Source organism: Micromonospora sp. L31 (assembly GCF_052068075.1).
GTDB classification, from domain to species: Bacteria; Actinomycetota; Actinomycetes; order Mycobacteriales; family Micromonosporaceae; genus Micromonospora; species Micromonospora purpureochromogenes.
In genome coordinates this window covers 26,638-51,739 of record NZ_JBQHDC010000003.1, presented here as the reverse complement: position 1 = coordinate 51,739, position 25,102 = coordinate 26,638, and the positions used below count along the sequence as shown (strand labels likewise).

Below are 25,102 nucleotides of genomic sequence, written 5' to 3'. Positions count from 1 at the left end.
CTGTGCGTTTGGCGCTGCTCGGCTGCGGGACCGTGGGCAGCGAGGTGGTCCGGTTGCTGCACCAGCAGTCGGCGGACCTCGCCGCCCGGATCGGCGCCCCGTTGGAGATCGCCGGCATCGCCGTACGCCGGGTCGGGCGCGACCGCGGTGACCTGCCGGTCGACCCGGCGCTGTTCACCACCGACCCGCTCGGGCTGATCAAGCGCGACGACGTCGACGTGGTGGTCGAGGTGGTCGGCGGCATCGAGCCGGCGCGCGGCTGGCTGGTCGAGGCGCTGCGGGCCGGCAAGAGCGTGGTCACCGCCAACAAGGCGCTGCTCGCCGAGGACGGCGCGGCCCTGCACGACGCGGCGGCCGAGGGCGGCGCCGACCTCTACTACGAGGCCTCGGTGGCGGGGGCGATCCCGCTGCTGCGCCCGCTGCGCGACTCGCTGCACGGGGACCGGATCAACCGGGTCACCGGCATCGTCAACGGCACCACCAACTTCATCCTCTCGGCGATGGACGCCACCGGCGCCGGCTTCGCCGAGGCGCTGGAGGAGGCCACCGAGCTCGGGTACGCCGAAGCGGACCCCACCGCCGACGTGGAGGGCTTCGACGCCGCCGCCAAGGCCGCCATCCTCGCCTCGCTGGCGTTCCACACCCGGGTCACCGCCGCCGACGTGCACCGCGAGGGGATCACCGAGGTGACCGCCGCGGACGTGGCCAGCGCCCGGGCGATGGGCTGCACGATCAAGCTGCTCTGCATCGCGGCCCGGGGCGCCGACGCCGCCGGCCGGGAGACGGTCAGCGTGCGGGTGCACCCGGCGATGATCCCGCTGACCCACCCGCTGGCCAGCGTCGGCGACGCGTTCAACGCGGTCTTCGTCGAGGCCGAGGCGGCCGGGCAGCTGATGTTCTACGGCCGGGGCGCCGGTGGCGCGCCGACGGCCAGCGCTGTCCTCGGCGACGTGGTGGCGGTGGCCCGTAACCGGCTCGCCGGGGCGCGGGCGGCCAGCGAGTCCGCGTACGCCGACCTGGCGGTGCGGCCGATGGGGGAGGCGCTGACCCGCTACCACATCAGCCTCGACGTGGCCGACCGTCCGGGTGTGCTGGAGGCGGTGGCCGGGGTGTTCGCCCGGCACGAGGTCTCCATCGCCACCGTGCGGCAGGGCCCGGCGGGCGGCGGGCCGGCCGGTCGGGGCTCCGACGCCGAGCTGGTCATCGTCACCCACGTCGCGCCGGACGCGGCGCTCGCCGCGACCGTACGCGAGCTGCGCGGGCTGGACATCGTCGGATCGGTGACCAGCGTGCTGCGGGTGGAGGGCGGGCAGTAGGGCGTCCCGTCTGGTGGGTGGCGGCGGGTGCGCCGGTCGCCACCCCGGTCGGTTGGTCCAGGCTTGAGGCACCCCCGAAGGAACGGGGCGAGGCGAGGAGAGCGACATGTGGCGGGGTCTGATCGAGACGTACCGGGACCGGCTGCCGGTCACCGACGCCACCCCCGTCGTCACCCTGCACGAGGGGAACACCCCGCTGCTGCCCGCGCCGGTGCTCTCCGCCCGGCTCGGCTGTGACGTGCACCTGAAGGTCGAGGGGGCCAACCCGACCGGCTCGTTCAAGGACCGCGGCATGACCGTCGCGGTGTCCAAGGCGGTCGAGGCGGGCGACAAGGTGATCATCTGCGCCTCCACCGGCAACACCAGCGCCTCCGCCGCGGCGTACGCGGCCCGGGCCGGGATCACCTGCGCGGTGCTCGTGCCGCAGGGCAAGATCGCGCTGGGCAAGCTGGCCCAGGCGCTGGTGCACGGGGCGAAGCTGCTCCAGGTCCACGGCAACTTCGACGATTGCCTGTCGCTGGCCGCGAAGCTCGCCCAGGACTTCCCGGTGGCGCTGGTCAACTCGGTGAACCCCGATCGGCTGCACGGTCAGAAGACCGCCGCCTTCGAGATCGTCGAGGCGCTCGGCGACGCCCCCGACATCCACTGCCTGCCGGTCGGCAACGCCGGCAACATCTCCGCGTACTGGATGGGCTACGGCGAGGACCTGGCCGCCGGCAACGCCACCCGGGCCCCGAAGATGTACGGCTTCCAGGCCGCCGGCGCCGCGCCGATCGTGACCGGCCAGGTGGTGCACGAGCCGTCCACGATCGCCACCGCCATCCGGATCGGCAACCCGGCGAGCTGGACGAAGGCGGTCGACGCCCGGGACGCCTCGCAGGGCCTGATCGCGGCGGTCACCGACCGGGAGATCCTGTCGGCGTACCGGCTGCTCGCCCGGGAGGTGGGCGTCTTCGTCGAGCTGGGCAGCGCGGCCAGCGTGGCCGGCCTGCTCCAGCAGGCCGCGGCGGGCCGGGTCCCGCCCGGTTCCACGGTCGTCTGCACGGTCACCGGCCACGGCCTCAAGGACCCGGAGTGGGCCATCTCCACCGCCCCCGCCCCGGTCACCATCGCCAACGACCCCCTCGCCGCCGCCCGCTCCCTCGACCTCGCCTGACCCCGGTCCCCGCTCCGACGGGGTCGAGCGTTGATCATGAAGTTGGCAGCCTGAAACGCTTTCCCGGGCGGTAACTTCATGATCAACGAGCGGGGTGCCGGTGGGTGGGGGCGGCGGTGGGCCGGTGGGGGTGGGGGAAAGTGAATCGGGCACACTCTGGTCACCCCGTCGACCTCCTGCAGGAGTGAGTCCGCTGATGTCGCTGCTCGCCCGATCCAGCCTCGCCAACCGGGGACTGGTCGCCCTGATCGCGGTGGTGACCGCGGCGTTCGGGGCGTTCGCCGTCCCCTCGCTCAAGCAGCAGCTGCTTCCGTCGCTGGAGTTCCCCGGCGCGTTCGTCGTGGCGGTCTACCCCGGCGCCGGGCCGGAGATCGTCGAGTCCCAGGTCACCGAGCCGATCGAGAACAGCCTCCAGGGCCTGCCCGGGCTGGAGAAGGTCACCTCCACCTCGCGGGAGGGTTCGGCGACCGTCTCGGTGCAGTTCGAGTTCGGCACCGACGTCGACGACGCGGCCAACAAGATGCAGACCGCGCTGGGCCGGATCGACGCGCAGCTCCCCGCGGAGGTGGACCCGCAGGTCCTCACCGGGAGCACCGACGACCTGCCCGCGGTGGTGCTCGCCGCCAGCGGCGGCGGCGACGAGCGGGCGCTGGCGGAGAAGCTGCGCAGCACCGTCGTAGGAGAGCTGGAGGGGATCGACGGCGTCCGTACCGTCGAGGTGACCGGCACTCGCGACCAGGTCGTGACGATCACGCCGGACCCGGCGAAGTTCGCCGCCAAGAAGCTGGCCCCGACCGCCATTCCGACGGCGCTGAAGACCAACGGCATCTCCGTGCCGGCCGGCGCGGTCACCGACGGCACCCGGGCGCTCCCGGTGCAGGTCGGCGCCCCGATCACCACCCTGGACGACCTGCGCGGCATCGTGCTCACCCCGAGCGTGCCCAAGGCGCCGCCGGTCCGCCTCGGTGACGTGGCCGCCGTGCAGCAGCAGCTCGCCCCGGCCACCGCGATCACCCGCACCAACGGCATCGAGAGCCTCGGCGTCCAGGTGATCGCCGCCCCGGACGGCAACGCCGTACGCATCTCGCACGAGATCCGGGACCGGCTCGACGCGCTGCGCTCCACCTCCGGCGCCGAGCTGACCGTCGTCTTCGACCAGGCGCCGTTCGTCGAGAAGTCCATCGAGAGCCTGACCACCGAGGGCCTGCTCGGCCTGCTCATGGCCGTGGTGGTGATCCTGGTCTTCCTGCTGTCGGTGCGCTCCACCCTGGTCACCGCGGTCTCCATCCCGCTGTCGGTGGTGGTGGCGCTGCTCGCGCTCTGGGTCGGCGACTACTCGCTCAACCTGCTCACCCTCGGCGCGCTCACCATCGCCGTGGGCCGGGTGGTCGACGGCTCGATCGTGGTGCTGGAGAACATCAAACGCCACCTGGAGTACGGCGAACCCAAGCGGGACGCGATCGTCACCGCGGTCCGCGAGGTGGCCGGCGCGGTGACCGCGTCGACCCTCACCACGGTCGCGGTGTTCGCCCCGATCGCGCTGGTGGGCGGCTTCGTCGGGCAGCTCTTCGCGCCGTTCGCGATCACCGTGACGGTGGCCCTGCTCGCCTCGCTGCTGGTCTCGCTGACCGTGATCCCGGTGCTGGCGTACTGGTTCCTCACGCCGCGCCGGGCCGGGGCGGACGACGCCGAGGTGCGCCGGGCCGCCGAGGAGAAGGAGCTGCGCAGCCCGTTGCAGCGGGCGTACCTGCCGACGATCGGGTTCGCCACCCGCACCCGCGGGACCCGCTGGATCACCGTCGCGGTGGGGCTGCTGGTGCTGCTCGGCACGTTCGGCCTCGCCCAGAAGCTGGAGACCAACTTCCTGGACGACTCCGGCCAGGACACCCTGAACATCACCCAGGAGCTGCCGGCGGGCGCCGGACTGGCCGCCACCGACCAGGCGGCCCGCCGGGTCGAGGAGGTGCTCGGCCGGACCGACGGCGTCGAGACGTACCAGGTCACGGCGGGCGGCAGCGACCAGCCGTGGCTGGCCGGCGGGGGCAACAACACCGCCCGCTGGTCGGTGGCGCTCGACGGCGACACCGACGCCAAGGAGATGAAGGAGATCCTGCGGGAGAAGTTCGACGCCCTCGGTGCCGAGGTCGGCGAGCTCACCTTCGGCCAGGGCCAGGGTGACCAGCTGGAGCTGGTCGTCCAGGCCGCCGACCAGGAGACGCTGGCCAGGGCCGCCGAGGAGGCTCGCGCGGCGATGGCCGGCACGCCGGACGTCGAGGACGTCTCGACCAGCCTGGCGACGCGCGTGCCCCAGGTCGACGTCAGCGTCGACCGGCTCGCCGCGGCCCGGGTCGGGCTGAGCGAGGCGGCGGTCGGGCAGCTGGTGTCGCAGGCGTACCGGGGTGCCCCGCTGGGGCGGGTGACCCTGGACGGCGGTCAGCAGGACGTGGTGCTGCGGACCTCGGCCACCCCGCCGAGGACCGTGGAGCAGTTGCGGGCCCTTCCCGTCGGCCCGGTCAAGCTGGACGACATCGCGGACGTCACCCAGGGCGAGGGACCGCAGCAGGTCACCCGGATCGACGGCGAGCGCAGCGTGTCCGTCACCGGCACCGCCACCGGCTCCAACCTGGGAGCGATCACCCAGGAGCTGCGGAAGCGGATCGACGACATCGACGTGCCCGGCGCGACGGTGACCGTCGGTGGCGCGAGCGCCGAGCAGGAGGACGCCTTCGGCGACCTGGGCCTGGCGGTGCTGGCCGCGATCGCGATCGTCTTCCTGATCATGGTGGCGACCTTCCGCAGCATCACCCAGGCGCTGATCCTGCTGATCTCGATCCCGTTCGCCGCGACCGGCGCGATCGGCCTGCTGCTGGTCACCGGCACCCCGCTGGGCGTGCCGGCGCTGATCGGCGTGCTCATGCTGGTCGGCATCGTGGTGACCAACGCGATCGTGCTGCTGGACCTGGTGAACCAGTACCGGGCGCAGGGGATGGGCGTGGCCGAGGCGGTGGTCGAGGGCGGCCGGCGGCGGCTGCGTCCGATCCTGATGACCGCGGTCGCCACCATCTTCGCGCTGCTGCCGATGGCCCTCGGGCTGACCGGCGAGGGCGGCTTCATCTCCCAGCCGCTGGCCGTGGTGGTGATCGGCGGTCTGCTCAGCTCGACGCTGCTGACCCTGGTGCTGGTGCCGACGCTCTACACCATGGTGGAGCGCACCAAGGAGTCGCTGCGGGCCCGCCGGGCCCGGCGCTCCGGCGGCCCGGCCCCGGTCGAGCCGGCCGCGCCGGCCGCCGCCGGGGACGAGACCGACGCGCCGGTCCCGGCCGCGGTCGCCGCCACCGGTACGCCGGCCGCCGGATCGCCGGCCCGGCCGGCGCCCTCGGCCGCGCTGCTGGACGGCACGGACCAGTTCGAGGTGCTGCGGCTGCCGAAGACCCGGCGCTCGCCGCTGCCGCCGACCGAGGAGTAGTCCGACCCACGCACAGCGCCCCCGGCCCGTACCACCGGCCGGGGCGCTGTGCTGTCGAAACTCCGACAGCCCGCCGTGACCTTGGCCCTGTGCCGGCGTTGCGGCGGCCCCCTACCGTCGGTTGTCGATCATCCACTTCGGACGACCAGACGGGCGGGGCGCGGCATGGCGGGCGGGGACGGCGTGCGGTGGGGACGGCGGACGGTGCTGCGCGGCGGCGCGCTGCTGGCCGGTGGCACCGCGATCGGTGCGGTCGGGATGTCCGAGACCACGTACCTCGCCGACCGGCGGCTCCCGCTCGCCGGCGGGCCGGCCAGCGCCACCGTGGGCAACCGCCGGCAGCAGGTCGGCGGTGGCGCGCTGGAGGTGGTCTGGCATGTCCCGACCGAGGACCGGACGGTGGCGCTGACCTTCGACGACGGCCCGCTGCCACAGTGGACGCCGATGGTGCTGGACACCCTCGACGAGCACGACGTGCCGGCCACCTTCTTCCTGGTCGGCCAGCGGGTCCGCCGGCACGCCGGTCTGATCCGGGACCGGCTGGGCCGGCACGAGGTGGGCAACCACAGCTGGCGGCACCGGGACCTGGCCCGGATGGACGCCGCCGAGGTCCACGACGACCTGCGCCGCTCCCACGACGCCATCACCGACGTCACCGGCCGCCCGCCCCGGGTGGCCCGGCCGCCGTACGGCCACCTCGGCGGCGCGGTCCTGCACGCCGCCGTACGCCTCGACTACCGCCTGGTGCTCTGGTCGCTCCAGATGGTCGAGGGCGAGTTCCCGAACGACCCGGCGGGGCACGCCCGGCGCATCGTGGCCGACGTCGTGCCGGGCACCATCCTGCTCGCCCACGACGTGGGGGCCGAACGCCGCCAGGTCGCGCTGCGCGGCCTGCCGGCGATGATCGACGGGCTGCGGGACCGCGGCTACACCTTCGTCACCGTCTCCCAGCTGTTGCGACGCACCGCCGCGGTGTGAGCGGCCGGGTAAGGTTCGGGCACGTGTCGCCCACCTTCTCGGTCCTCACCCGCAACCGGAACTTCCGCAACCTCTTCCTGGCCGAGCTGGTGGTCTTCGGCGCCGACTGGTTCGTCATGGTGCCGCTGCTGGTGCTCCTGCCGAAGCTGACCGGCAGCGGCGTCTGGGGCGCGCTGGTGCTCGCCCTGGACACCGGGGTGGTCGCGCTGCTGCTGCCGTACACGGGAACAATCGCCGACCGGTTCGACCGCAAGAAGATCATGATGGTGGCGAACGTCGCCGCCCTGCTCGGGGTGCTGCTCCTGCTCGGCGTGCGCAGCGCCGGTACCGCCTGGCTGGCCATGCTGGCGATCGCCGCGGTGGCGGTGGCGAAGGCGTTCTACTCGCCGGCCGCGCAGGCCGCCCTGCCCAATGTGCTCGACCCGGACGAACTGGCCGCCGGCAACGCGATCGCCGGCTCCGCCTGGGGCACGATGACCGTGGTCGGCGCCTCGCTCGGCGGCGTGCTGAGCGCGGCGGCCGGGCCGTACGCCTGCTTCTGGGTGGCAGCGGTCGGCCTGGCGCTGGCCGCGGGCCTGGCCGCGCTGATCCGCCGGCCCCTGCAGGCCCCCCGGGACGCCGACCTGCCGACGCCGCGCACCTGGGCGGCGATCCGGGAGGCGCTGGGCTACATCGGGCACCGGCCGCGGGTGCTGGCGCTGGTCACGGTCAAGTCGGCGGTCGGGCTGGGCAACGGCGTGCTGACCGTCTTCCCGTTGCTCGCCGGCGTGTACGGCGTCGGCCCGGTCGGCGCCGGGCTGCTCTTCGCGTTCCGGGGCGCGGGGGCGCTGGTCGGGCCGATCCTGATGCGCCGGGTGCTCACCAACCGGGCCTGGCTGCTGCCCGGCCTGGCCGCGTCGATGTCCCTGTACGGCCTGGCCTACCTGGGCACCTCGGTGGTCGGCTGGTTCCCGCTGGTGCTGGTCCTGGTCTTCGTGGCCCACTTCGGCGGCGGCAGCAACTGGGTGCTGTCGAACTTCGCCCTCCAGGGCGAGGTGCCGGACCGGCTGCGCGGTCGGGTCTTCGCCACCGACATGATGCTGGCGACGCTGGCCATCTCGGTCAGCCAGCTGGTGGTGGCCTCGGTGGTGGACCTGGTCGACGAGCGGGTGGTGCTCGCCGGCTGCGGCCTGGTGACGCTGGTCTACGCGGTGGGCTGGCGGATCGCCACCCGTCGCCTCTCGCTGTCCGACCCGGCCACGGAGGCGGCGCCGGCGCCGGCTTCCTGACAACCACCGGCCCACCCTCCCGACGGCCGCCGACCGCCCCGTGGCGGCCGGCGTCACCCGGCGGATCAGGTGCGGTCGGGCGGGGGCGCGGGGAGGTCGGTCACGCCCCACTGCGTGGCGGCGGGGGCCGGTGACGGCGGGCCGGGGTCGGCGTGCCCCGCGTCGTCCCCGGCCGGCGGCGTCCAGGCGCCCCAGTCGACGGTCGGAGCGGTGACCGGCCGGCCGGCGAGCACGGCGGCGACGAGCAGGCCGGTGCCGACCGGGTACCCGATCCACGCCACCACGCTCACCGCGATGCTGAACAGTTTGAACCGGCGGAATTCGCCGCCACCGTCGATCGAGCGGAGGCGTCTCACGCCGGGCACCGAAGCCGGGCCAGAAGGGGTCGCGGCGGTGGCGGCAGTACCGGCGTCGGGCACGCCTAGTCGAGGGCCGGCACCGGCGTAGGGTCCGTCAAGCCCAGCACGAGGCCGCCCGCAGCGTCGTTTCGTGGGCGGTGCGGCAGCGGGTCGGTGTGCTGCATGTCGGTGACCCACGGGGCGTGCTGGATCTTTCCGCGGGGCGGCGGCACAACCTGCGGTTGCGGCAGTGGCAGATCGGCCGGCTCCTGCAGGTCCTCACCGACAAGGCCACCCTCGCCGGCATCACCGTCCGGCTGGTCGACGAACGCGGCACCTCCTCCACCTGCCCGGCCTGCGCCCGCCGGGTACCGAAACCCCGCGGGCGGACCCTGTCCTGCCCGCACTGCGCGTTCTCCGGGCACCGCGACCTCGTCGCGGCCGCCAGCATCGCCACCCGAACCCCGGGCGGCGGACCCACCACCCCGACAGCCGTCGTGCTGCCGCAGGTGGTCACGCACCGTCGAGCCGGCCGGCACCTCCCCGGTGCCGGACGGTCCCGACGTGACCCGCGGCGCCCAGCATGGGTGGCGCGAGGATCAGTTGGCCCGCGGATGCCCGCCCCACCACCCGGTGGGGAGTCGCTCGCCCACCCGGCGAGGATCCACAACACCCACCGGACACCCAGTGAACGTTAGTGGACACCGCACTAGCGGAAAAGATCAGTTCCCACGCTCCGGGCGGAACCCCGCCACGTCGGTCCCGGGCCCTAGCATGAGCCGGTGCCGTTGACTTTCGCCTCCGGGCCGGTCCGCGTCCGGGTCCCCGCCACCAGCGCCAACCTGGGCCCGGGCTTCGACGCGCTGGGCCTCGCCCTCGGGCTGTACGACGACGTGGCGGCCGAGGTGACCTCGGGCGGCGTACGAGTGTCGGTGACCGGCGAGGGCGCCGGTGAGCTGCCGGCGGACGACCAGCACCTGGTGGCCCGCGCCATGCGCGCCACCTTCGACGTGCTCGGCGGTCAGCCGCCGGGGCTGGCGCTGGAGTGCGTCAACCGGATCCCGCAGGCCCGTGGCCTGGGCTCCTCCTCGGCGGCGATCGTGGCCGGGGTGCTGCTGGCCCGCGCGCTGGTCACCGACGGGCCGGAGCGACTCGACGACGACGCGGTGCTCCGGCTGACCGCCGAGATCGAGGGCCATCCGGACAACGTGGCCCCCTGCCTGCTGGGCGGCTTCACCGTGGCCTGGACGGAGCCCGGCGGCGCGCGGGCGGTGTCGCTGCCCGTCGCCGGGGGGATCCGGCCCACCGTCTTCGTCCCGGCCGAGCGCGGGCTGACCGCGACCGCCCGGGCGGCGCTGCCGGTGACCGTTCCGCACGCCGACGCCGCGCAGAACGCCGGCCGGGCGGCGCTGCTGGTGCACGCCCTGACCGCCGAGCCGGCGTTGCTGCTGCCGGCGACCGTCGACCGGCTGCACCAGGACTACCGCGCGCCCGGGATGCCGGGGACGGCGGCCCTGGTCAACGCGTTGCGTGCGGCGGATGTGGCGGCTGTGGTCAGTGGGGCGGGGCCGACGGTGCTGGCGCTGGGCGAGCCGCCGAGCGGCTTCCAGGCGGGAACAGACTGGCAGGTCTGGCGGTTGTCGGTAGAGGTGCGCGGCGCAACGGTCGCGCGGGGTAGACTGGGACACGCCGAGCGGGACCCTGTTGCCGCAGGTCGGAAGAGTTGATTACGCTCTAGACTTAGCACAGCCGCGAAGCATGCGATCTCCCTGCGGGTCGGCGCACCCCCGAAGCTCTCGGCGGTAAGCCCGTCACCCCTGCCAAGGCCCACGCCGCACCGCAGTTTCCACAGGTCGCCGCAGACGGCGAGACCTGCTCACCGATGCTGGTGAGTCGGGAAACCGACCAGCTGCTGTGCCACAGACTCCCGCGACGTGTCCATGCGAGGCGGGTGCACCGAGGCCGCCCGGCCACCTGAGCTTGTCGACTCCGGGCAGTCCCGGCCTATCGAGGGAAGGAATCCATTGAGCGACACCACCGACGTGACGTCGGATGTTTCCAACGTCGCTGGCGATGCCACCACCGCTGCCCCCGCCCGTCGTCGACGCAGCGGCACCGGCCTGTCGGCGATGCTGCTGCCAGAGCTGCAGAGCCTGGCCGCGTCGCTCGGCATCTCCGGGACGGCGCGTATGCGCAAGGGCGAGCTGATCAGCGCTATCACCGAGCGGCAGCAGGGCGGCGCCGCCGGCACCCCTCGACCGCGGGCCGAGGTCGCGGCCGCGGCCGCCCCCGCCCGTGAAGAGGTGCACGCCGAGGTTCGCGAGACCGGTGAGCGGGCTGCCGAGCAGGCTGCCGCCGCACCGGCCGCCACCGGCGAGGCCGAGGGCCGTACCCGGACCCGGCGCAGCCGGGCCGCCGCCGAGGGCCGTCCCGCCGAGGGCCGTCCCGCCGAGGGCCGTCCCGCCGAGGGCCGTCCCGCCGAGGGCCGTCCCGCTGAGGGCCGTCCCGCCGAGGCGCGGACCGAGGAAGCTGCTCCCGCCGAGACCGGCGAGCGTGCCGAGCGCGGCGAGGGCCGTGGCCGGGACCGGGCCGAGCGCGGCGAGCGCGGTGAGCGTGCCGAGCGCGGTGAGCGTGCCGAGCGCGGCGACCGCAACGAGCGGGCCGACCGTGGCGACCGGGCCGAGCGCGGCGAGCGCAACGACCGCGGTGAGCGGGCCGAGCGTGACCGCACCGACCGGGGCGACCGCAACGACCGCGGTGGCGACCGGGCCCAGCGCGACACCGACACCGACGAGGACGGCGAGGGCGGCGGCCGGCGTGGCCGGCGCAGCCGGTTCCGCGACCGTCGGCGTGGCCGCGGCGAGCGGGCCGAGGGCGGCGACGGTGGCCGCGAGGGCGGTCGTGAGGGCGGTCGCGAGCCGCAGGTCAGCGAGGACGACGTGCTCGTCCCGGTGGCCGGCATCGTCGACATCCTGGACAACTACGCCTTCGTCCGGACCACCGGCTACCTGGCCGGCCCGAACGACGTCTACGTCTCGATGTCCCAGATCAAGAAGTACGGGCTGCGCCGCGGTGACGCGATCACCGGTGCGGTGCGGGCCTCCGCCCGTGACGGTGAGCAGCGGCGGGACAAGTACAACCCGCTGGTCCGGCTGGACACCATCAACGGCATGGAGCTGGACGAGGCCAAGCGTCGTCCCGAGTTCTACAAGCTCACTCCGCTGTACCCGCAGGAGCGGCTGCGGCTGGAGACCGAGCCGCACATCCTCACCACCCGGGTGATCGACCTGGTCATGCCGATCGGCAAGGGGCAGCGGGCGCTGATCGTGTCGCCGCCGAAGGCCGGTAAGACCATGGTGCTGCAGGCGATCGCGAACGCGATCACGCACAACAACCCGGAGTGCCACCTGATGGTGGTGCTGGTGGACGAGCGGCCCGAAGAGGTCACCGACATGCAGCGCACGGTCAAGGGCGAGGTCATCGCGGCCACGTTCGACCGTCCGCCGCAGGACCACACCACGGTGGCCGAGCTGGCGATCGAGCGGGCCAAGCGCCTGGTCGAGCTGGGGCACGACGTGGTCGTGCTGCTCGACTCGGTGACCCGGCTCGGCCGGTCGTACAACCTGGCGGCGCCGGCCAGCGGCCGGATCATGTCGGGTGGTATCGACTCCACCGCGCTCTACCCGCCGAAGCGCTTCCTCGGCGCGGCCCGCAACATCGAGAACGGCGGCTCGCTGACCATCCTCGCCACCGCGCTGGTGGAGACCGGGTCCATGGCGGACACGGTCATCTTCGAGGAGTTCAAGGGCACCGGTAACGCGGAGCTGAAGCTGGACCGGAAGATCGCCGACAAGCGGACCTTCCCGGCCGTCGACGTCAGTGCGTCCAGCACCCGCAAGGAGGAGATCCTGCTCTCGCCTGAGGAGCTGGCCATCATCCACAAGCTCCGCAAGGTGCTGCACTCGCTGGACTCCCAGGCGGCGCTGGACCTGCTGCTGGACCGGCTCAAGAAGTCCCGCACCAACATCGAGTTCCTGATGCAGATCGCCAAGTCGACGCCGGGGGAGTGACCTCACCCGGGTGAGACCCGCGAAGGGCACGGCCACACCGGCCGTGCCCTTCGTCGTGTCCCCGGCCGGTGGGCTCTGGAATTTTCCTTCAATTCAGTCCCCGGGTATTGAAACTTCTGTGCACCGCCGGGTTGACTGTCGTCCATGCGTACCCGCAGCCGAACTGCCCGCCTTCCCGGCGTCCTGCTGTTGACGCCGCTGCTCGCGCTCGCCGGGGCCGTCCCGGCGTCCGCCGCGCCGCCCGCCGCCGGCACCGCCGCCGAGGACGCGCCCCGCGCCTCGTCGTATCCGGCCGCCGCGGTGGCGCTCGCCCCGACCGCCGTCGCGCTGGCCGACGGACTGGAGACCGCCCGGACCACCCGACCGGTCGCGCCGGGGCTCGACCTCACCTCCTTCGACCGGTACGACGCCGCCGGCTGGCTGCGCGCCGACGCGCTCACCGCCGACCTGGGCGGCGGGCTGAGAGTCGACTACGTCAACTCGGGGGAGGTGGCCCGGGCCGAGCCGCTGCGCGGCGCGGTCGACCGGTCCCGGGCTGTCGCCGCGGTCAACGGCGACTTCTTCGACATCAACAACTCCGGTGCCGCGCAGGGCGTCGGCATCCGCGACGGCGAACTGATCCAGTCGCCGGTCGCCGGCCACCACAACGCGGCCGCGATCACCGGCGACGGCCTTGGCCGGGTGGTCCAGGTGCACTTCGACGGCACCGCGACGCTGCCGGCCGGCCCGGTCACCCTGACCCAGTTCAACAACATGGTGCAGGCCAACGGCGTCGGCGTGTTCACCGCGCTCTGGGGGTCGTACCCCCGGCGGCGGGCCGTCGACGGGGCGGCCCGGGTCACCGAGGTGGCGGTCCGGGACGGCCGGGTGGCGACCGTCGGCGCCGCGGCGGGCGAGGGACCGATTCCGGCCGGGACCACCGTGCTGCTCGGCCGGGACGCCGGCGCGGACGCCCTGGCCGCCCTGCGCCCCGGCGACCCGATCGACCTGACCTGGAAGCCGAAGCCCTCCGAGGGCGGCGAGCTGCGCGCCGCCGTGGGCGGCGGCAACGTCCTGGTCCGCGACGGGGCGGTGCAGACCATCGCCGACCCGACCCTGGCCCCGCGCACCGCCGTCGGCTTCTCCGCCGACGGGCGGCGGATGATCCTGCTCACCGTGGACGGGCGTCAGGTGGACAGCCGGGGCGTCACGCAGACTGAGATGGGCGAGATGATGGCCGGGCTGGGCGCGTACCACGCGCTCAACCTGGACGGGGGCGGCTCGTCCACCCTGCTCGCCCGGGAGCCCGGCGCGGCGGCCGTGCAGGTGGAGAACACCCCCTCCGACGGCACCGAGCGCCCAGTCCCCAACGGGCTGGCGGTCTACGCCCCCGAGGGCAGTGGGCGGCTCACCGGTTACTGGCTGGAGACCGCGAGCGACCCGACCGCCGCGCCCGGCGTCGCGCCGGTGCGGGGCGGCCGGCCCGACCGGGTCTTCCCCGGACTGACCCGCCGGCTGACCGCCGCGGGCTACGACGAGACGTACGGCCCGGCGGATGGCGCGCCGACGTGGCGGGCGAACCCGGCGGCGCAGGGCACCGTGACCGACGGGGTCTTCCGCGCCGGCGCACCCGGCCGCAGCACCGTCACCGCCTGGCGCGGCGATGCCCGGGGCACGGTCGAGCTGACCGTGCTCGGCCCGCTGGCCCGGGTCGACTCCACCGTGGACCGGGTCGGCCTGAACCGGGCCGGCGACAGGGGGCTGTTCGGCGTGGTCGGCTACGACGCCGAGGGCAACACCGCGCCGATCGAGCCGGCCGACCTGAAGCTGGAGTACGACCCGAAGCTGCTGGCGGTCACCCCCACCGCCGACGGCAACCTGTCGGTCAAGGCCCTCGGCGACAGCGGGTCCGCCCTGGTCACCGTCCACGTCGGCCGGCACGCCACGGTGCTGCCCGTGACCGTCGGGCTGACCGACGTGCCGGTGGCCGGCTTCGACGACGCGGCCTCCTGGAGGTTCAGCCAGGCCCGGGCCAGCGGCGCGGTCGCCCCGGCGCCCGGGCACACCGGCACCGGCCTGCGGATGACGTACGACTTCAGCCGATCCACCGGCACCCGGGCCGCCTACGCCGACCCGCCGGCCTGGATCGTGGTGCCCGGCCAGCCGCAGGCGTTCGGCATGTGGATCCACGGCAACGGCACCGGCGAGTGGCCCAGCCTGCACCTGCACGACGCGCAGGACACCCAGCATGTGCTGCGCGGCCCGCTGGTCACCTGGAAGGGCTGGAAGTACGTCGAGTTCGCGGTGCCGCCCGGCGTGCAGTACCCGGTGCGGGTCCGCCGGTTCTACGTGGCGGAGACCAACCCGGCGGCGCAGTACACCAGTGAGGTGGTCATCGACGACCTGGTGGCGAAGGTGCCGCCCACCCTCGACGCGCCGGCCGAGCCGCCCCGTACCGACCGGGTGGTGCTGCGCGACGGCACGGTGGACGGCGCGCCCTGGCGCTTCGCGGTGATGTCCGACGCCCAGTTCGTCGCCGCCGACCCGGACAGCGACCTGGTCGCCCAGGCCCGCCGTACGCTGCGCGAGGTGAAGGCGGCGAAGCCGGACTTCCTGGTGATCAACGGCGACTTCGTGGACACCGCGTACCCGGCGGACTTCGCGCTGGCGAAGCGGCTGCTGGACGAGGAACTGGGCGGCGAACTGCCCTGGTACTACGTCCCGGGCAACCACGAGATCATGGGCGCGCCGATCGACAACTTCCGCGCCGTCTTCGGCGACACCCAGCGGGTCTTCGACCACGAGGGCACCCGGTTCGTCACGCTGAACTCGTCCACCGGGTCGCTGCGCGGCGGCGGCTTCGACCAGGTCCGGATGCTGCGCGAGGCGCTCGACTCGGCCGCCGCCGACCCGGCGGTCGGCTCGGTGGTGGTACTGCACCACCACCCGCCCCGCGATCCGAGCCCCGCCAAGGCCAGCCAGCTCGGCGACCGCAAGGAGGCGGCGCTGCTGGAGCAGTGGCTGGCCGACTTCCAGCACCGCACGGGCAAGGGCGCCCTGTTCGTCGGCGGGCACGTCGGCACCTTCCACGCCGACCGGGTGGACGGAGTGCCGTACGTGATCAACGGCAACTCGGGCAAGAACCCGTCGACGCCGCCGCAGCTCGGCGGCTTCACCGGCTGGACCGAGTTCGGCGTGGACCCGGTGACCCCGGCCGAGGCCGACCGGGCCCGCCGGGATCCGCTGGTCGAGGGGCCGCGCTGGGTCGCCGCGGAGTTCCACGCCCACACCGACCGGCTCGCGGTGAGCGCGCCGGCCGCCGTGCCGGTGGGGACGCCGGCCACGGTGACCGCGACGTTGACCCAGCCGGGCGGCCGTACCGTCCCCGTGGCGGCGCCGGTCAGCGCCGACTGGTCCGCCTCACCGAACGTCCACATCGGAGGGGCCGGCGGGGTGCGGCCCTGGCACGTGGCCCGCTTCGACCCGGCCACCGGGCAGCTGACCGCGCTGCGGGCCGGCGCGCAGGTGCTGCTCGCGGTGACCGTGAACGGCGTCCGGGCCGAGGCGACGATCGCGCTGACGGCGGCGGAGACACCTGGGGAGGCATCCGCCGCCTGACCGGCCCGGCGTACGCCGGGCATCCCGCTCGCCGGTCGGCCCCTGCGGCGAGGGGCCGACCGGCGGTCCGCTCCGGCCCGGTCGTCGGTCTCCTCGGCGAGGGCCGACCGGCGGCGCGTCTCAGAAGTCGCCCTCGGCGACCTGGAAGACGGTCAGCCCGAGCGACCGCCACATCCGCACCACCTGCTGCCGGTCGTCGAAGACCCCGGCCACCCGGTAGCGGTCGCGCACCTCACGCTCGTAGATCTCCTGCTTCACCACGGCGTCCTTGCGGGAGTCGCCCACCGCGCGCAGGTGCAGACCGAGGTACGGCACCCGCACGTGCCGGTCCAGCCAGGCCACCGTGGCGGCACGGGCGGTGGCGTCGCGTCCGGAGCAGAAGATCACCCCGTATCCGGCGGCGTGCATCGCCCGGACCGCCGCGATCACCGCCTCGTTGGGCTCGTCCTCGCCCACCCGGGTCATGTCGTACGGGCTGCGGGAGACGTTCAGCGCGACCGTGCCGTCGATGTCGACCAGCACGATCTCCGGCGGGCCGGCCGGGCTCGCGTCGACCGTGCCGGCCCGGCCGGTGCGGGCCGTCGGCACCGGCAGCGGCAGCTGCCGGTTGGCCAGGAAGCGCTCGTGCAGGCGACGGATGGCCGACTCGCCGACCCGGTCCGCCTCCGCCCGCACGGCGTCGCGGCGCAGACACTCGTCCAGCGGTACGTCGGTGAAGTCGTGCACCTCGAAGTCCGCGTCGTACCGGGCGGCCAGGTCGGCCCAGTCCCGCAGGGTGCGCGAGCGCAGGTTGGTGTCGTCCACGCAGACGCTCACCCCGGCCCGCAGCAGCGCCTCCACCTGGGCCCGCTGGGCGAGCGTCACCTGGTACTCGGCCCGCTGGGTGAACAGCCGCTCACCGTGCAGCATCCGGCGCAGGTCGTCGCGGTTCACCCGGGCCACGGCCGGTTGCAGGGTACGGGCGAAACTGGTCTTGCCGGAGGCGGGCAGCCCGCGGGTGGCGATCAGTCGGGGCATCCTGCCCATCCCACTCGGGTCAGGGATGAATCGGGCACGATCCCACCGTACGCCGGGGGCGGGAATGCTGGTCCCCGGTGGCGGGAATGCGAGCAGGGAGGCGGGCGTTTCCACTGCCGGACCGATCGTGCGGCCCGCCTGCCGGGTCGGCTCACGCCCATGGCACACTGGTCAATCGGCCACCGGTTCCGGTTCACGCCCGAGTCCGTCGCGCATCAGGCGACGGGGAGATCAGCGGCGACCCGGCGACCATCGACGAAAGGACCGAGGCGACATGAAGCCCAACATCCACCCGGAGTACGTGACCACCGAGGTCTCCTGCTCCTGCGGTAACACCTTCTCGACCCGCAGCACCGCCAAGGGCGGCTCGATCCACGTCGAGACCTGCAGCGCCTGCCACCCGTTCTACACCGGTAAGCAGCGCGTCCTCGACACCGCCGGCCGGGTCGCCAAGTTCCAGCAGAAGTACGCCAAGGTTCAGCCGAAGAAGGCCAAGTAGCTCCACCGACGACGCCCGTGTCCGGCTTCGGCCGGGCACGGGCGTTCGTCCGTTCCGCCCCCGGTTACGCCCGTCCGTCCGTCGAAGGAGCATCCCCCGCATGAGCAGCGAGCGCCTGGCTTCCCTCCTCGACGAGTACGCCGAGCTGGAGAAGCGGCTGGCCGACCCGGCCATCCACGCCGACCAGGGCACCGCCCGCCGGGTGGGCCGCCGGTACGCCGAGCTGGTCCCGCTGCACAAGGCCGCCGGTGAGCTGGAGCAGGCCCGCGCCGACCTGGCCGCGGCCCGGGAGTTGGCCGCCGAGGACCCGTCCTTCGCCGCGGAGGCGGAGTCGATCGCGGCGAGCCTGCCGGCACTGGAGGAGCGCCTGGCCGAGCTGCTGATCCCGCGCGACCCGCACGACGCCAAGGACGTGATCATCGAGATCAAGGCCGGCGAGGGTGGCGAGGAGTCCGCGCTCTTCGCCGGCGACCTGCTGCGGATGTACACCCGGTACGCCGAGCGGCACGGCTGGCTCACCGAGGTGATCGACGCGCAGGACTCCGACCTGGGTGGGGTCAAGGACGTCTCGCTGGCGATCAAGACCAAGGGCGTCCCGGAGGGCGGCAACGGCGTCTGGTCGCGGCTGAAGTGGGAGGGCGGCGTGCACCGGGTGCAGCGCGTGCCGGTCACCGAGTCGCAGGGGCGCATCCACACCAGCGCCGCCGGCGTGCTGGTGCTGCCCGAGGCGGAAGACGTCGACGTCACCATCGACCCCAACGAGCTGCGGATCGACGTGTTCCGCTCGTCCGGGCCGGGCGGCCAGTCGGTGAACACCACCGACTCGGCGGTCCGGATCACCCACCTGCCGACCGGCGTGGTGGTCTCCTGCCAGAACGAGAAGTCCCAGCTGCAGAACCGGGAGCAGGCGATGCGCATCCTGCGGGCCCGGCTGCTCGCCGCCGCCCAGGAGCAGGCCGACGCCGCCGCCTCCGACGCCCGCAAGGCGCAGGTGCGCACGGTGGACCGCTCGGAGCGGATCCGCACCTACAACTTTCCGCAGAACCGGATCACCGACCACCGGATCGGCTACACGGCGTACAACCTCGACCTGGCGCTCGCCGGCGACCTGGACGGCGTCCTGGACGCCCTCACCGAGGCCGACCGCGCCGCCCGCCTGGCCGGCGACCCCGAACTGACCCGCCGCTGACCGACCTCCCCACGGGGCGGGCCCAACGACGCACCTTCACGGAAAGTGTGGCTATTCGGCGCCGAATAGCCACGCTTTCCGTGAAAGAGGCCCCAAGCGCTCGGGGGTCAGGAGGCGCGGGGGCGGGTTTTCGCGCGGAGCATCTCGCGGTCGGCGATCTCGAAGGCGGTGCCGAGGGCGTCGCGCAGGGCGCCGTGGGCGCCGTCGACCTCGGCGAAGCCGATGCTCACGCCGACCGGGGTGCCGGGTACCAGGGACTCCCAGTCCTCGGTGCGGACCGCCGCGTGGATCCGCCGGGCCACCTCGGCCGCCTCGGTCATCCCGGCCCCGGAGAGCACCACCACGAACTCGTCCCCGCCGTAGCGGGCCACGAAGTCGCCCCGGCGCATCACCCGGTTGATCACCCCGGCGATGCGTTGCAAGACCAGGTCGCCGGAGTGGTGGCCGTGGGTGGTGTTGACCGCCTTGAACCCGTCCAGGTCGCAGACGCCGATCACCACCCGCTCGCCGCGGGCGGTCACCGAGGCGATGTAGCGCTCCAGCCGGCGCCGGTTCGGCAGGCCGGTGAGCGGGTCGGTCAGTGCCTCGCCCTCGTACCGGGCGGCCTCGCGGCGCATCTCCTCGTGGTCGATCCGGGCGGCGATGCCGTCGATGTACACGTCGCGCAGCCGGTCGTTGCGCTGGGCGGCCAGCCGGAACGCCATCCGGTCGGCCCGGTGCGCCGCCACGTGGTCGCCGGCCCGGGCGTACGCGATGCTGCGCAGCCGGGACGGCTCGGCCGCGCCGAGCGTCTCGTTGGAGACCAGCGCGGTGTCCAGCCGGGTGATCGCCTCGATCGGCCGGCCGTCGGCGACGGCCAGGCAGACCTGCCCGAGCTGCCGCATGTCGCGGGCGCGGGCGCTGTCGCCGCCGTGGGCGAGCAGCCGGACCGGGTCGGTCTTGGTGCCGGTCTCCAGCGGGTCGCCGAGGGCGGCCCGGCGGGCCGCCGCGTAGCCGTACGCGGCCAGGCTGCTGGGGCGGATCCGCTCGCTCCGCCCGTCGCGGACGAACCGGTTCAGGTCGATGGCGATGTCCCGGAGCACCCGCAGGCAGCCGTCACTGTCGCCGTTGTGGTCCAGGGCGACCGCGTTGCGCAGTCGGATCCCCGGCGCGGCGAAGACCTCCTCGGGGAGCCCGGCGGCCAGCCCGTGCTGCCGGGCCCGCTCGATCGCGCCGAGCGCGTAGCCGTGGAAGCTGAGGTACGAGTAGGCCATCGCCAGGTCGTGCCAGCCCCAGGCGGTGTCCCGGTCGCGCTCCTCGGCCGCGCCCAGCGCCCGGGCGGCGCGCACCAGGTGGGTGACGCACCGGTCCAGCGCGCCCTGGTGGTGCGCGGCGAGCGCGGCCAGCGCGTTGAGGTGCCCGTGCAGGTACGGCTCGGGCAGGTCGCGGACGGCGGTGGACGCCTCCTCGATGGCCCCGGTGAACTCCGCCGTCCGACCGAGATTGATCAGCGCGCAGAGACGCTGCACCAGCGCGTCGGCGCGGGTGTTCGGGTCGGTGGTGCTGCGCAGCACCGCTTCCAGCAGGCCGCACGCCTCGGCGGACCGGCTCGCCTCCTGCAGGGCCCGGGCACGCCGGAGAGCGTCAACCTGGTCATCGACCCGGTCGAGCCACCCCACCTGCGAACCTCCTGTCGGTGTGCGTCCGGCCGCACCCACTCGTGACGTGACCCGCGACGCTTCATGATTATGTCGTGACCTTCCTTCCGCGCCACCCCTCCGAAGGGACAGAACGCGAGCGACCCTCGCTCGCCGTGGCCCGCGCCACCCGTGCCCTGACCGCCGCCGGGGTGGAGTCGGCCCGCGCCGAGGCGGAACTGCTCGCCGCGTACGTGCTGGACGTGCCCCGCGGCCGGCTGGCGCTGGCGGACGGCTTCACCGCCGCCCAGCGGGAGCGGTTCGAGGCGCTGGTCGCCCGCCGGGCCGACCGGGTGCCGTTGCAGCACCTGACCGGCCGGGCCGGGTTCCGGCACCTGGAGCTGGCGGTCGGGCCGGGGGTCTTCGTGCCCCGGCCGGAGACCGAGCTGCTGGCCGGGTGGGGGATCGAGGTGGCCCGGTCCCGGCCGGCGCCGCTGGTGGTGGACCTGTGCAGCGGCTCGGGGGCGATCGCGCTGGCGGTCGCCCAGGAGGTGCCGGCCGCCCGGGTGGTGGCCGTGGAGCGGTCGCCCGCCGCGCTGGAGTGGCTGCGGCGCAACGCCGCCGAGCGGGCCGCCGCCGGGGACCGGCCGATCGAGGTGGTAGCCGCCGACGTCACCGACCCGGAGCTGCTGGCCGCGCTGGTCGGCGAGGTGGACGTGCTGCTCTGCAACCCGCCGTACGTGCCCCGGGCGGTGGCCGTACCGCCGGAGGTGGCCGGGCACGATCCGGACGAGGCGGTCTTCGGCGGGACGGACGGGTTGAGCGTGATCCGGCCGGTGCTGGCCCGCGCCGGGGACCTGCTGCGCCCCGGCGGCGCGCTGGGCGTGGAGCACGACGACACGCACGGGGCGGCGGTGCCGGCGCTGCTCGCCGCCGACGGCCGGTACGTCGACGTGACGGAGCACCGGGACCTGGCGGGACGGTCCCGCTTCGCCACCGCGTCCCGGCGGGCGGACGGCCCGCACGCCGGTGTGGCCCCGGCGTGGCAGACTGGCTCCTCGTGATGCTCTACGACTGTCGGTCGCCCGCCGACCGGGACCGCGGCATCGCCGCTGCCATCGAGGCGGTCAAGAACGGCGAGCTGGTCGTCCTGCCGACCGACACGGTCTACGGGATCGGCGCGGACGCCTTCACCCCGTACGCGGTCAAGGCCCTGGCGGACGCCAAGGGCGGCAGCCGGCAGGCGCCGCCGGTGCTGATCGGCTCCCGGCACACGCTGGACGGCCTGGTCTTCTCGCTGCCGCGCGCCGCGCGCGACCTGGTCGAGGCGTTCTGGCCCGGTGCGCTGACCATCGTGGTGGAGCACTCGCCGAGCCTGGCCTGGGACCTGGGCGACGCCACCGGCACGGTGGCGGTCCGGATGCCGCTGCACCCGGTGGCGCTGGAGGTGCTGCGGGAGACCGGCCCGATGGCGGTGGCCTCGGCGAACAAGGCGGGCCAGGCGGCCGCGCTGACCGCCGAGGAGGCCCGCGACCAGCTCGGCTACTCGGTGCGCGCCTACCTGGAGGCCGGGCCCTGCCCGGACCCGGTGCCGAGCACGATCGTCGACCTGACCGGCGAGCTGCCGCGGGTGCTCCGGCTGGGCGCGATCGGGCTGGACAAGCTCCGCGACGTGGCGCCGGACATCCTCGACGAGCGGGGGGCGTGAGTGCCGCCGTTCACCGTCCTGCACGTGTGCATGGGCAACATCTGCCGCTCGCCGATGGCGGAGCGGCTGCTGGTGCTCGCGGTCCGGGAGCGGCTGGGTCGGCTCGGCGTCGATCCGACCCGCTCCGACGAGCTGCTGCACACCCACAGCGCCGGCACCGGCGGCTGGCACGCCGGCGAGGAGATGAACCCGCCGGCGGCCCGGCAGGTGCTCTCGCGCGGCGGTGACGTGGACGGCTTCGCCGCCCGCAAGCTGCGCTCGGATCTGATCGACGCCGCCGACCTGGTCCTCACCGCCACCGCCGACCAGCAGGAGTACGTGGTGGCGCTGCGTCCCGACGCCGCGGCCCGCACCTTCGTGCTCGGCGAGTTCGGCCGGCTGCTCGGGCTGGTGGACGCCGCCGCCCTGCCACCGGCGGAGGCCACCGGCGAGGCGGTGTACGCCCGGGGCGTGGCCCTGGTGGCGGCCGCCGACGCGGCCCGGCAGGGCGCCTCCGCGCTGCACTCCGACGACCTGGACGACCCCTGGGGCCGGGGCGACCAGTGCTTCAGCCGGGTTGCCGACGAGATCGAGGAGACCGTGCACCCGCTCACCGCGGCGCTGCTGCCCTGACCCCCCGTCCGGGTGAACCGGGCGGCGTGTCCGGTGCTCCGCGCCGCGTCCCGCTCGCGAGTTTCCTCCGGGTTTCACGAAATATGAGGGCGGAAGGGGCATAGCGGGTCATTCTGAACGGGTCCTGACGGCTCCTGCGGGGAGTGCTGATGATCCGGGCCCATCTCGACAAGTTGTTCACCGTGGTGATCGCCGGCGTGCTCGCCGGGCTGGTGCTGGCGGCGGCGGCCCTCCCGGTCGCCCTGGTGCTCGGGCTGGGCTTCGGCGCGCTCTCCGCGCCCTACTCCGAGCTGCCGTCGAGCCTGCGCACCCCACCCACCGCGCAACGGTCGAACCTGTACGCCAACGACGGCCGCACCCTGATCACCTCGTTCTACACCGAGGACCGCGTCGAGGTGCCGCTGGCCAAGGTGGCGCCGGTGATGCGCCAGGCCATGGTGGCCGCCGAGGACACCCGCTTCTACCAGCACCGGGGCGTCGACCTGCGCGGCGTGCTCCGGGCCCTCACGGTCAACCGGCGCGACGGCACGACCCGGCAGGGCGCCTCCACGCTGACCATGCAGTACGTGCGCAACGTGCTGGCCAGCGACCCCCGGCTGACCCGGGAGCAACGCACCGCGGCCACCGAGATCAGCGCCGCCCGCAAGCTGCGGGAGATGCGGTACGCCCTGTCGCTGGAGCGCGAGCTGGACAAGGACGAGATCCTCCGGCGCTACCTCAACATCGCCTACTTCGGCGCCGGGGCGTACGGCATCGCGGCCGCCAGCAAGCGCTACTTCTCCACCTCGCCGGCGAACCTCACGCTGCCCCAGGCGGCCCTGCTCGCCGGTCTGGTCCGCTCGCCGGACACCGACGACCCGATCAACGGCGACGCCGACGCGGCGCTGCGCCGCAAGGCGTACGTGCTGGACCGGCTCGTCGACGCGGGGCAGGTGTCGACGGCCGAGGCGGCGCAGGCGAAGGCCGCCCCGTTGGCACTGCGCCCCAGCCAGACCCCGAACGACTGCACCGCGGTGCCGCGGGAGCAGGGCGACTGGGGCTTCTTCTGCGACTGGTTCACTCAGTGGTGGAACGCCCAGCCGGCCTTCGGCGCATCCGCCGCCGAGCGGCAGGACACCCTGCGCCGGGGCGGCTTCCGGATCGTCTCGTCGCTGGACCCGGCCGTGCAGCGGGCCACCCTGCGGCAGGTGCTGGACATCTACCCCGTCACCGACCGGCGGGCCGTGCCGACCGCGGTCATCCAGCCCGGCACCGGCCGGGTGCTGGCGATGGCGGTGAACCGGAACTACAGCGTGGCCGACAACCCCGGCGGCCAAAAGAACCACCCGAACACCGTCAACCAGCTCGTCGCCGGTGGCGGCGGCATCGAGGGCTACCAGGGCGGCTCGACCTTCAAGCTCTTCACCATGCTGGCCGCCCTCGAGTCCGGACTGCCGCTGGACACCGGCTTCGACGCCCCGACCCGGATCGTCACCCGGTTCCCGGTCGACGCGGGACGGGCCAGCTGCGGCGGCAACTGGTGCCCGGTCAACGCCACGCCGGACTGGATGGACGGGCGGCACACCATGTGGAGCGCCTTCGGCCGCTCGGTGAACACCTACTTCGCCTGGCTGATCGAGCGGGTCGGCGCGGACCGGGTGGTGGAGATGGCCGAGCGGCTGGGCATCGGGTTCCGGGCCGAGGACGACGCCCGGCTGGCCCGCTCCGGCGCGCGGAACTGGGGCTCGTTCACCCTCGGGGTTTCCTCGACCACCCCGCTCGACTTGGCCAACGCGTACGCCACGGTCGCCGCCGAGGGGACCTGGTGCGCGCCGCTGCCGGTGGTGTCGATCACCGACAGCGCCGGGCAGGAGGTGGCCGCCGGCCGCCCGGACTGCCGGCAGGTGGTCGACACCGACGTGGCCCGGGCGGCGGTGGACGCGGCCCGCTGCCCGGTCGGCGACCAGACCATGTACCACCGCTGTGACGGCGGCACCGCGGAGCGGCTCCGGCCGCTGCTGGGCCGCCCGGTGGCCGGCAAGACCGGCAGCTCGGAGGGGTACGAGAGCGAGTCGGTGGTCGCGTTCACCCCGCAGCTCGCGATCGCCTCGATGGCGGCGAACCCGGACGACCCGCGCGACGCGGTCGGCAAGGCGGTGCAGGCCCGGATGGTGGACGCGGTGGGCCGGGTGCTCCTCACCGCGCTCAAGGACCAGCCCGTCCGCGACTTCGTCCCGCCCAGCGCGGCGGTCACCTACCGCCAGACCGGCCCCCGCGACGGCAACTGACCCGC

The 25,102-nt window shown here is 74.2% G+C and carries 18 protein-coding genes; 15 read left to right on the top strand and 3 right to left on the bottom strand.

Features of this window, described 5'->3' with window-relative positions:
• Positions 1-2: 2 nt before the first annotated feature.
• The 5 genes from ACTMS9_RS09810 to ACTMS9_RS09790 all read left to right on the top strand — a co-directional run bounded on the left by ACTMS9_RS09810 (position 3) and on the right by ACTMS9_RS09790 (position 8,184).
• Positions 3-1,316, top strand: coding sequence for a homoserine dehydrogenase (locus ACTMS9_RS09810; RefSeq protein WP_441143990.1), 1,314 nt, complete (start codon positions 3-5; stop codon positions 1,314-1,316).
• 106 nt (positions 1,317-1,422) lie between these two features.
• On the top strand, positions 1,423-2,472 hold the full coding sequence (thrC, locus tag ACTMS9_RS09805) for a threonine synthase (protein WP_441142951.1): 1,050 nt from the start codon (positions 1,423-1,425) through the stop codon (positions 2,470-2,472).
• A 196-nt stretch (positions 2,473-2,668) separates the two neighbouring features.
• Positions 2,669-5,938 carry an efflux RND transporter permease subunit gene (locus ACTMS9_RS09800; RefSeq protein WP_441164964.1) on the top strand — a complete coding sequence of 1,090 codons (3,270 nt, stop codon included), beginning with the start codon at positions 2,669-2,671 and terminating at the stop codon, positions 5,936-5,938.
• 165 nt (positions 5,939-6,103) lie between these two features.
• Entirely contained in the window at positions 6,104-6,916 is an 813-nt protein-coding gene (locus tag ACTMS9_RS09795) for a polysaccharide deacetylase family protein (protein WP_441142949.1), read from the top strand.
• Positions 6,917-6,939: 23 nt separating this feature from the next.
• The gene (locus ACTMS9_RS09790; protein WP_441164733.1) at positions 6,940-8,184 is read left to right on the top strand and encodes an MFS transporter; all 1,245 of its coding nucleotides are present in this window, start codon (positions 6,940-6,942) and stop codon (positions 8,182-8,184) included.
• A 65-nt stretch (positions 8,185-8,249) separates the two neighbouring features.
• Here ACTMS9_RS09790 and ACTMS9_RS09785 read toward each other — a convergent pair whose 3' ends face one another.
• A complete protein-coding gene (locus ACTMS9_RS09785) occupies positions 8,250-8,540 on the bottom strand; it encodes a hypothetical protein (RefSeq protein WP_441164732.1) in 291 nt (96 codons plus the stop codon).
• Between the two features lie 185 nt (positions 8,541-8,725).
• Here ACTMS9_RS09785 and ACTMS9_RS09780 point away from each other — a divergent pair, with 185 nt between their 5' ends.
• From ACTMS9_RS09780 to ACTMS9_RS09765, 4 genes are all read left to right on the top strand, one after another.
• Complete coding sequence (locus tag ACTMS9_RS09780; protein WP_441164731.1) at positions 8,726-9,220, top strand: transposase; 495 nt, start codon at positions 8,726-8,728, stop codon at positions 9,218-9,220.
• Between the two features lie 84 nt (positions 9,221-9,304).
• Positions 9,305-10,249, top strand: a complete 945-nt coding sequence (thrB, locus tag ACTMS9_RS09775; RefSeq protein ID WP_441142941.1) for a homoserine kinase — start codon at positions 9,305-9,307, stop codon at positions 10,247-10,249.
• A 297-nt stretch (positions 10,250-10,546) separates the two neighbouring features.
• Entirely contained in the window at positions 10,547-12,592 is a 2,046-nt protein-coding gene (gene rho, locus ACTMS9_RS09770) for a transcription termination factor Rho (protein WP_441164730.1), read from the top strand.
• A 144-nt stretch (positions 12,593-12,736) separates the two neighbouring features.
• Positions 12,737-16,189, top strand: a complete 3,453-nt coding sequence (locus ACTMS9_RS09765) for a phosphodiester glycosidase family protein (protein WP_441164729.1) — start codon at positions 12,737-12,739, stop codon at positions 16,187-16,189.
• Between the two features lie 120 nt (positions 16,190-16,309).
• On the opposite strand, the gene ACTMS9_RS09760 is transcribed toward ACTMS9_RS09765, so the two are convergent.
• Entirely contained in the window at positions 16,310-17,206 is an 897-nt protein-coding gene (locus ACTMS9_RS09760) for a phosphatase domain-containing protein (RefSeq protein WP_441142936.1), read from the bottom strand.
• A 274-nt stretch (positions 17,207-17,480) separates the two neighbouring features.
• On the opposite strand from ACTMS9_RS09760, the gene rpmE reads away from it, so the two are divergent.
• Entirely contained in the window at positions 17,481-17,705 is a 225-nt protein-coding gene (rpmE, locus tag ACTMS9_RS09755; protein WP_280835989.1) for a 50S ribosomal protein L31, read from the top strand.
• 100 nt (positions 17,706-17,805) lie between these two features.
• Positions 17,806-18,894 (top strand): peptide chain release factor 1, encoded by a 1,089-nt coding sequence (prfA, locus tag ACTMS9_RS09750; protein WP_441142933.1) that lies wholly within the window; start codon positions 17,806-17,808, stop codon positions 18,892-18,894.
• Between the two features lie 107 nt (positions 18,895-19,001).
• On the opposite strand, the gene ACTMS9_RS09745 is transcribed toward prfA, so the two are convergent.
• Positions 19,002-20,552 carry a diguanylate cyclase domain-containing protein gene (locus ACTMS9_RS09745; protein ID WP_441142931.1) on the bottom strand — a complete coding sequence of 517 codons (1,551 nt, stop codon included), beginning with the start codon at positions 20,550-20,552 and terminating at the stop codon, positions 19,002-19,004.
• Positions 20,553-20,626: 74 nt separating this feature from the next.
• Between ACTMS9_RS09745 and prmC the strand changes: the two genes are divergently transcribed.
• From prmC to ACTMS9_RS09725, 4 genes are all read left to right on the top strand, one after another.
• Positions 20,627-21,574 (top strand): peptide chain release factor N(5)-glutamine methyltransferase, encoded by a 948-nt coding sequence (gene prmC / locus ACTMS9_RS09740; RefSeq protein ID WP_441142929.1) that lies wholly within the window; start codon positions 20,627-20,629, stop codon positions 21,572-21,574.
• On the top strand, positions 21,574-22,218 hold the full coding sequence (locus ACTMS9_RS09735; protein WP_441143986.1) for an L-threonylcarbamoyladenylate synthase: 645 nt from the start codon (positions 21,574-21,576) through the stop codon (positions 22,216-22,218). The genes prmC and ACTMS9_RS09735 overlap by 1 nt, the downstream gene beginning before the upstream one ends.
• Entirely contained in the window at positions 22,219-22,830 is a 612-nt protein-coding gene (locus ACTMS9_RS09730; protein WP_441164728.1) for an arsenate reductase/protein-tyrosine-phosphatase family protein, read from the top strand.
• 149 nt (positions 22,831-22,979) lie between these two features.
• Positions 22,980-25,097: a transglycosylase domain-containing protein gene (locus ACTMS9_RS09725; RefSeq protein WP_441164726.1), complete on the top strand. Its 2,118-nt coding sequence runs from the start codon at positions 22,980-22,982 to the stop codon at positions 25,095-25,097.
• Positions 25,098-25,102: the final 5 nt, after the last annotated feature.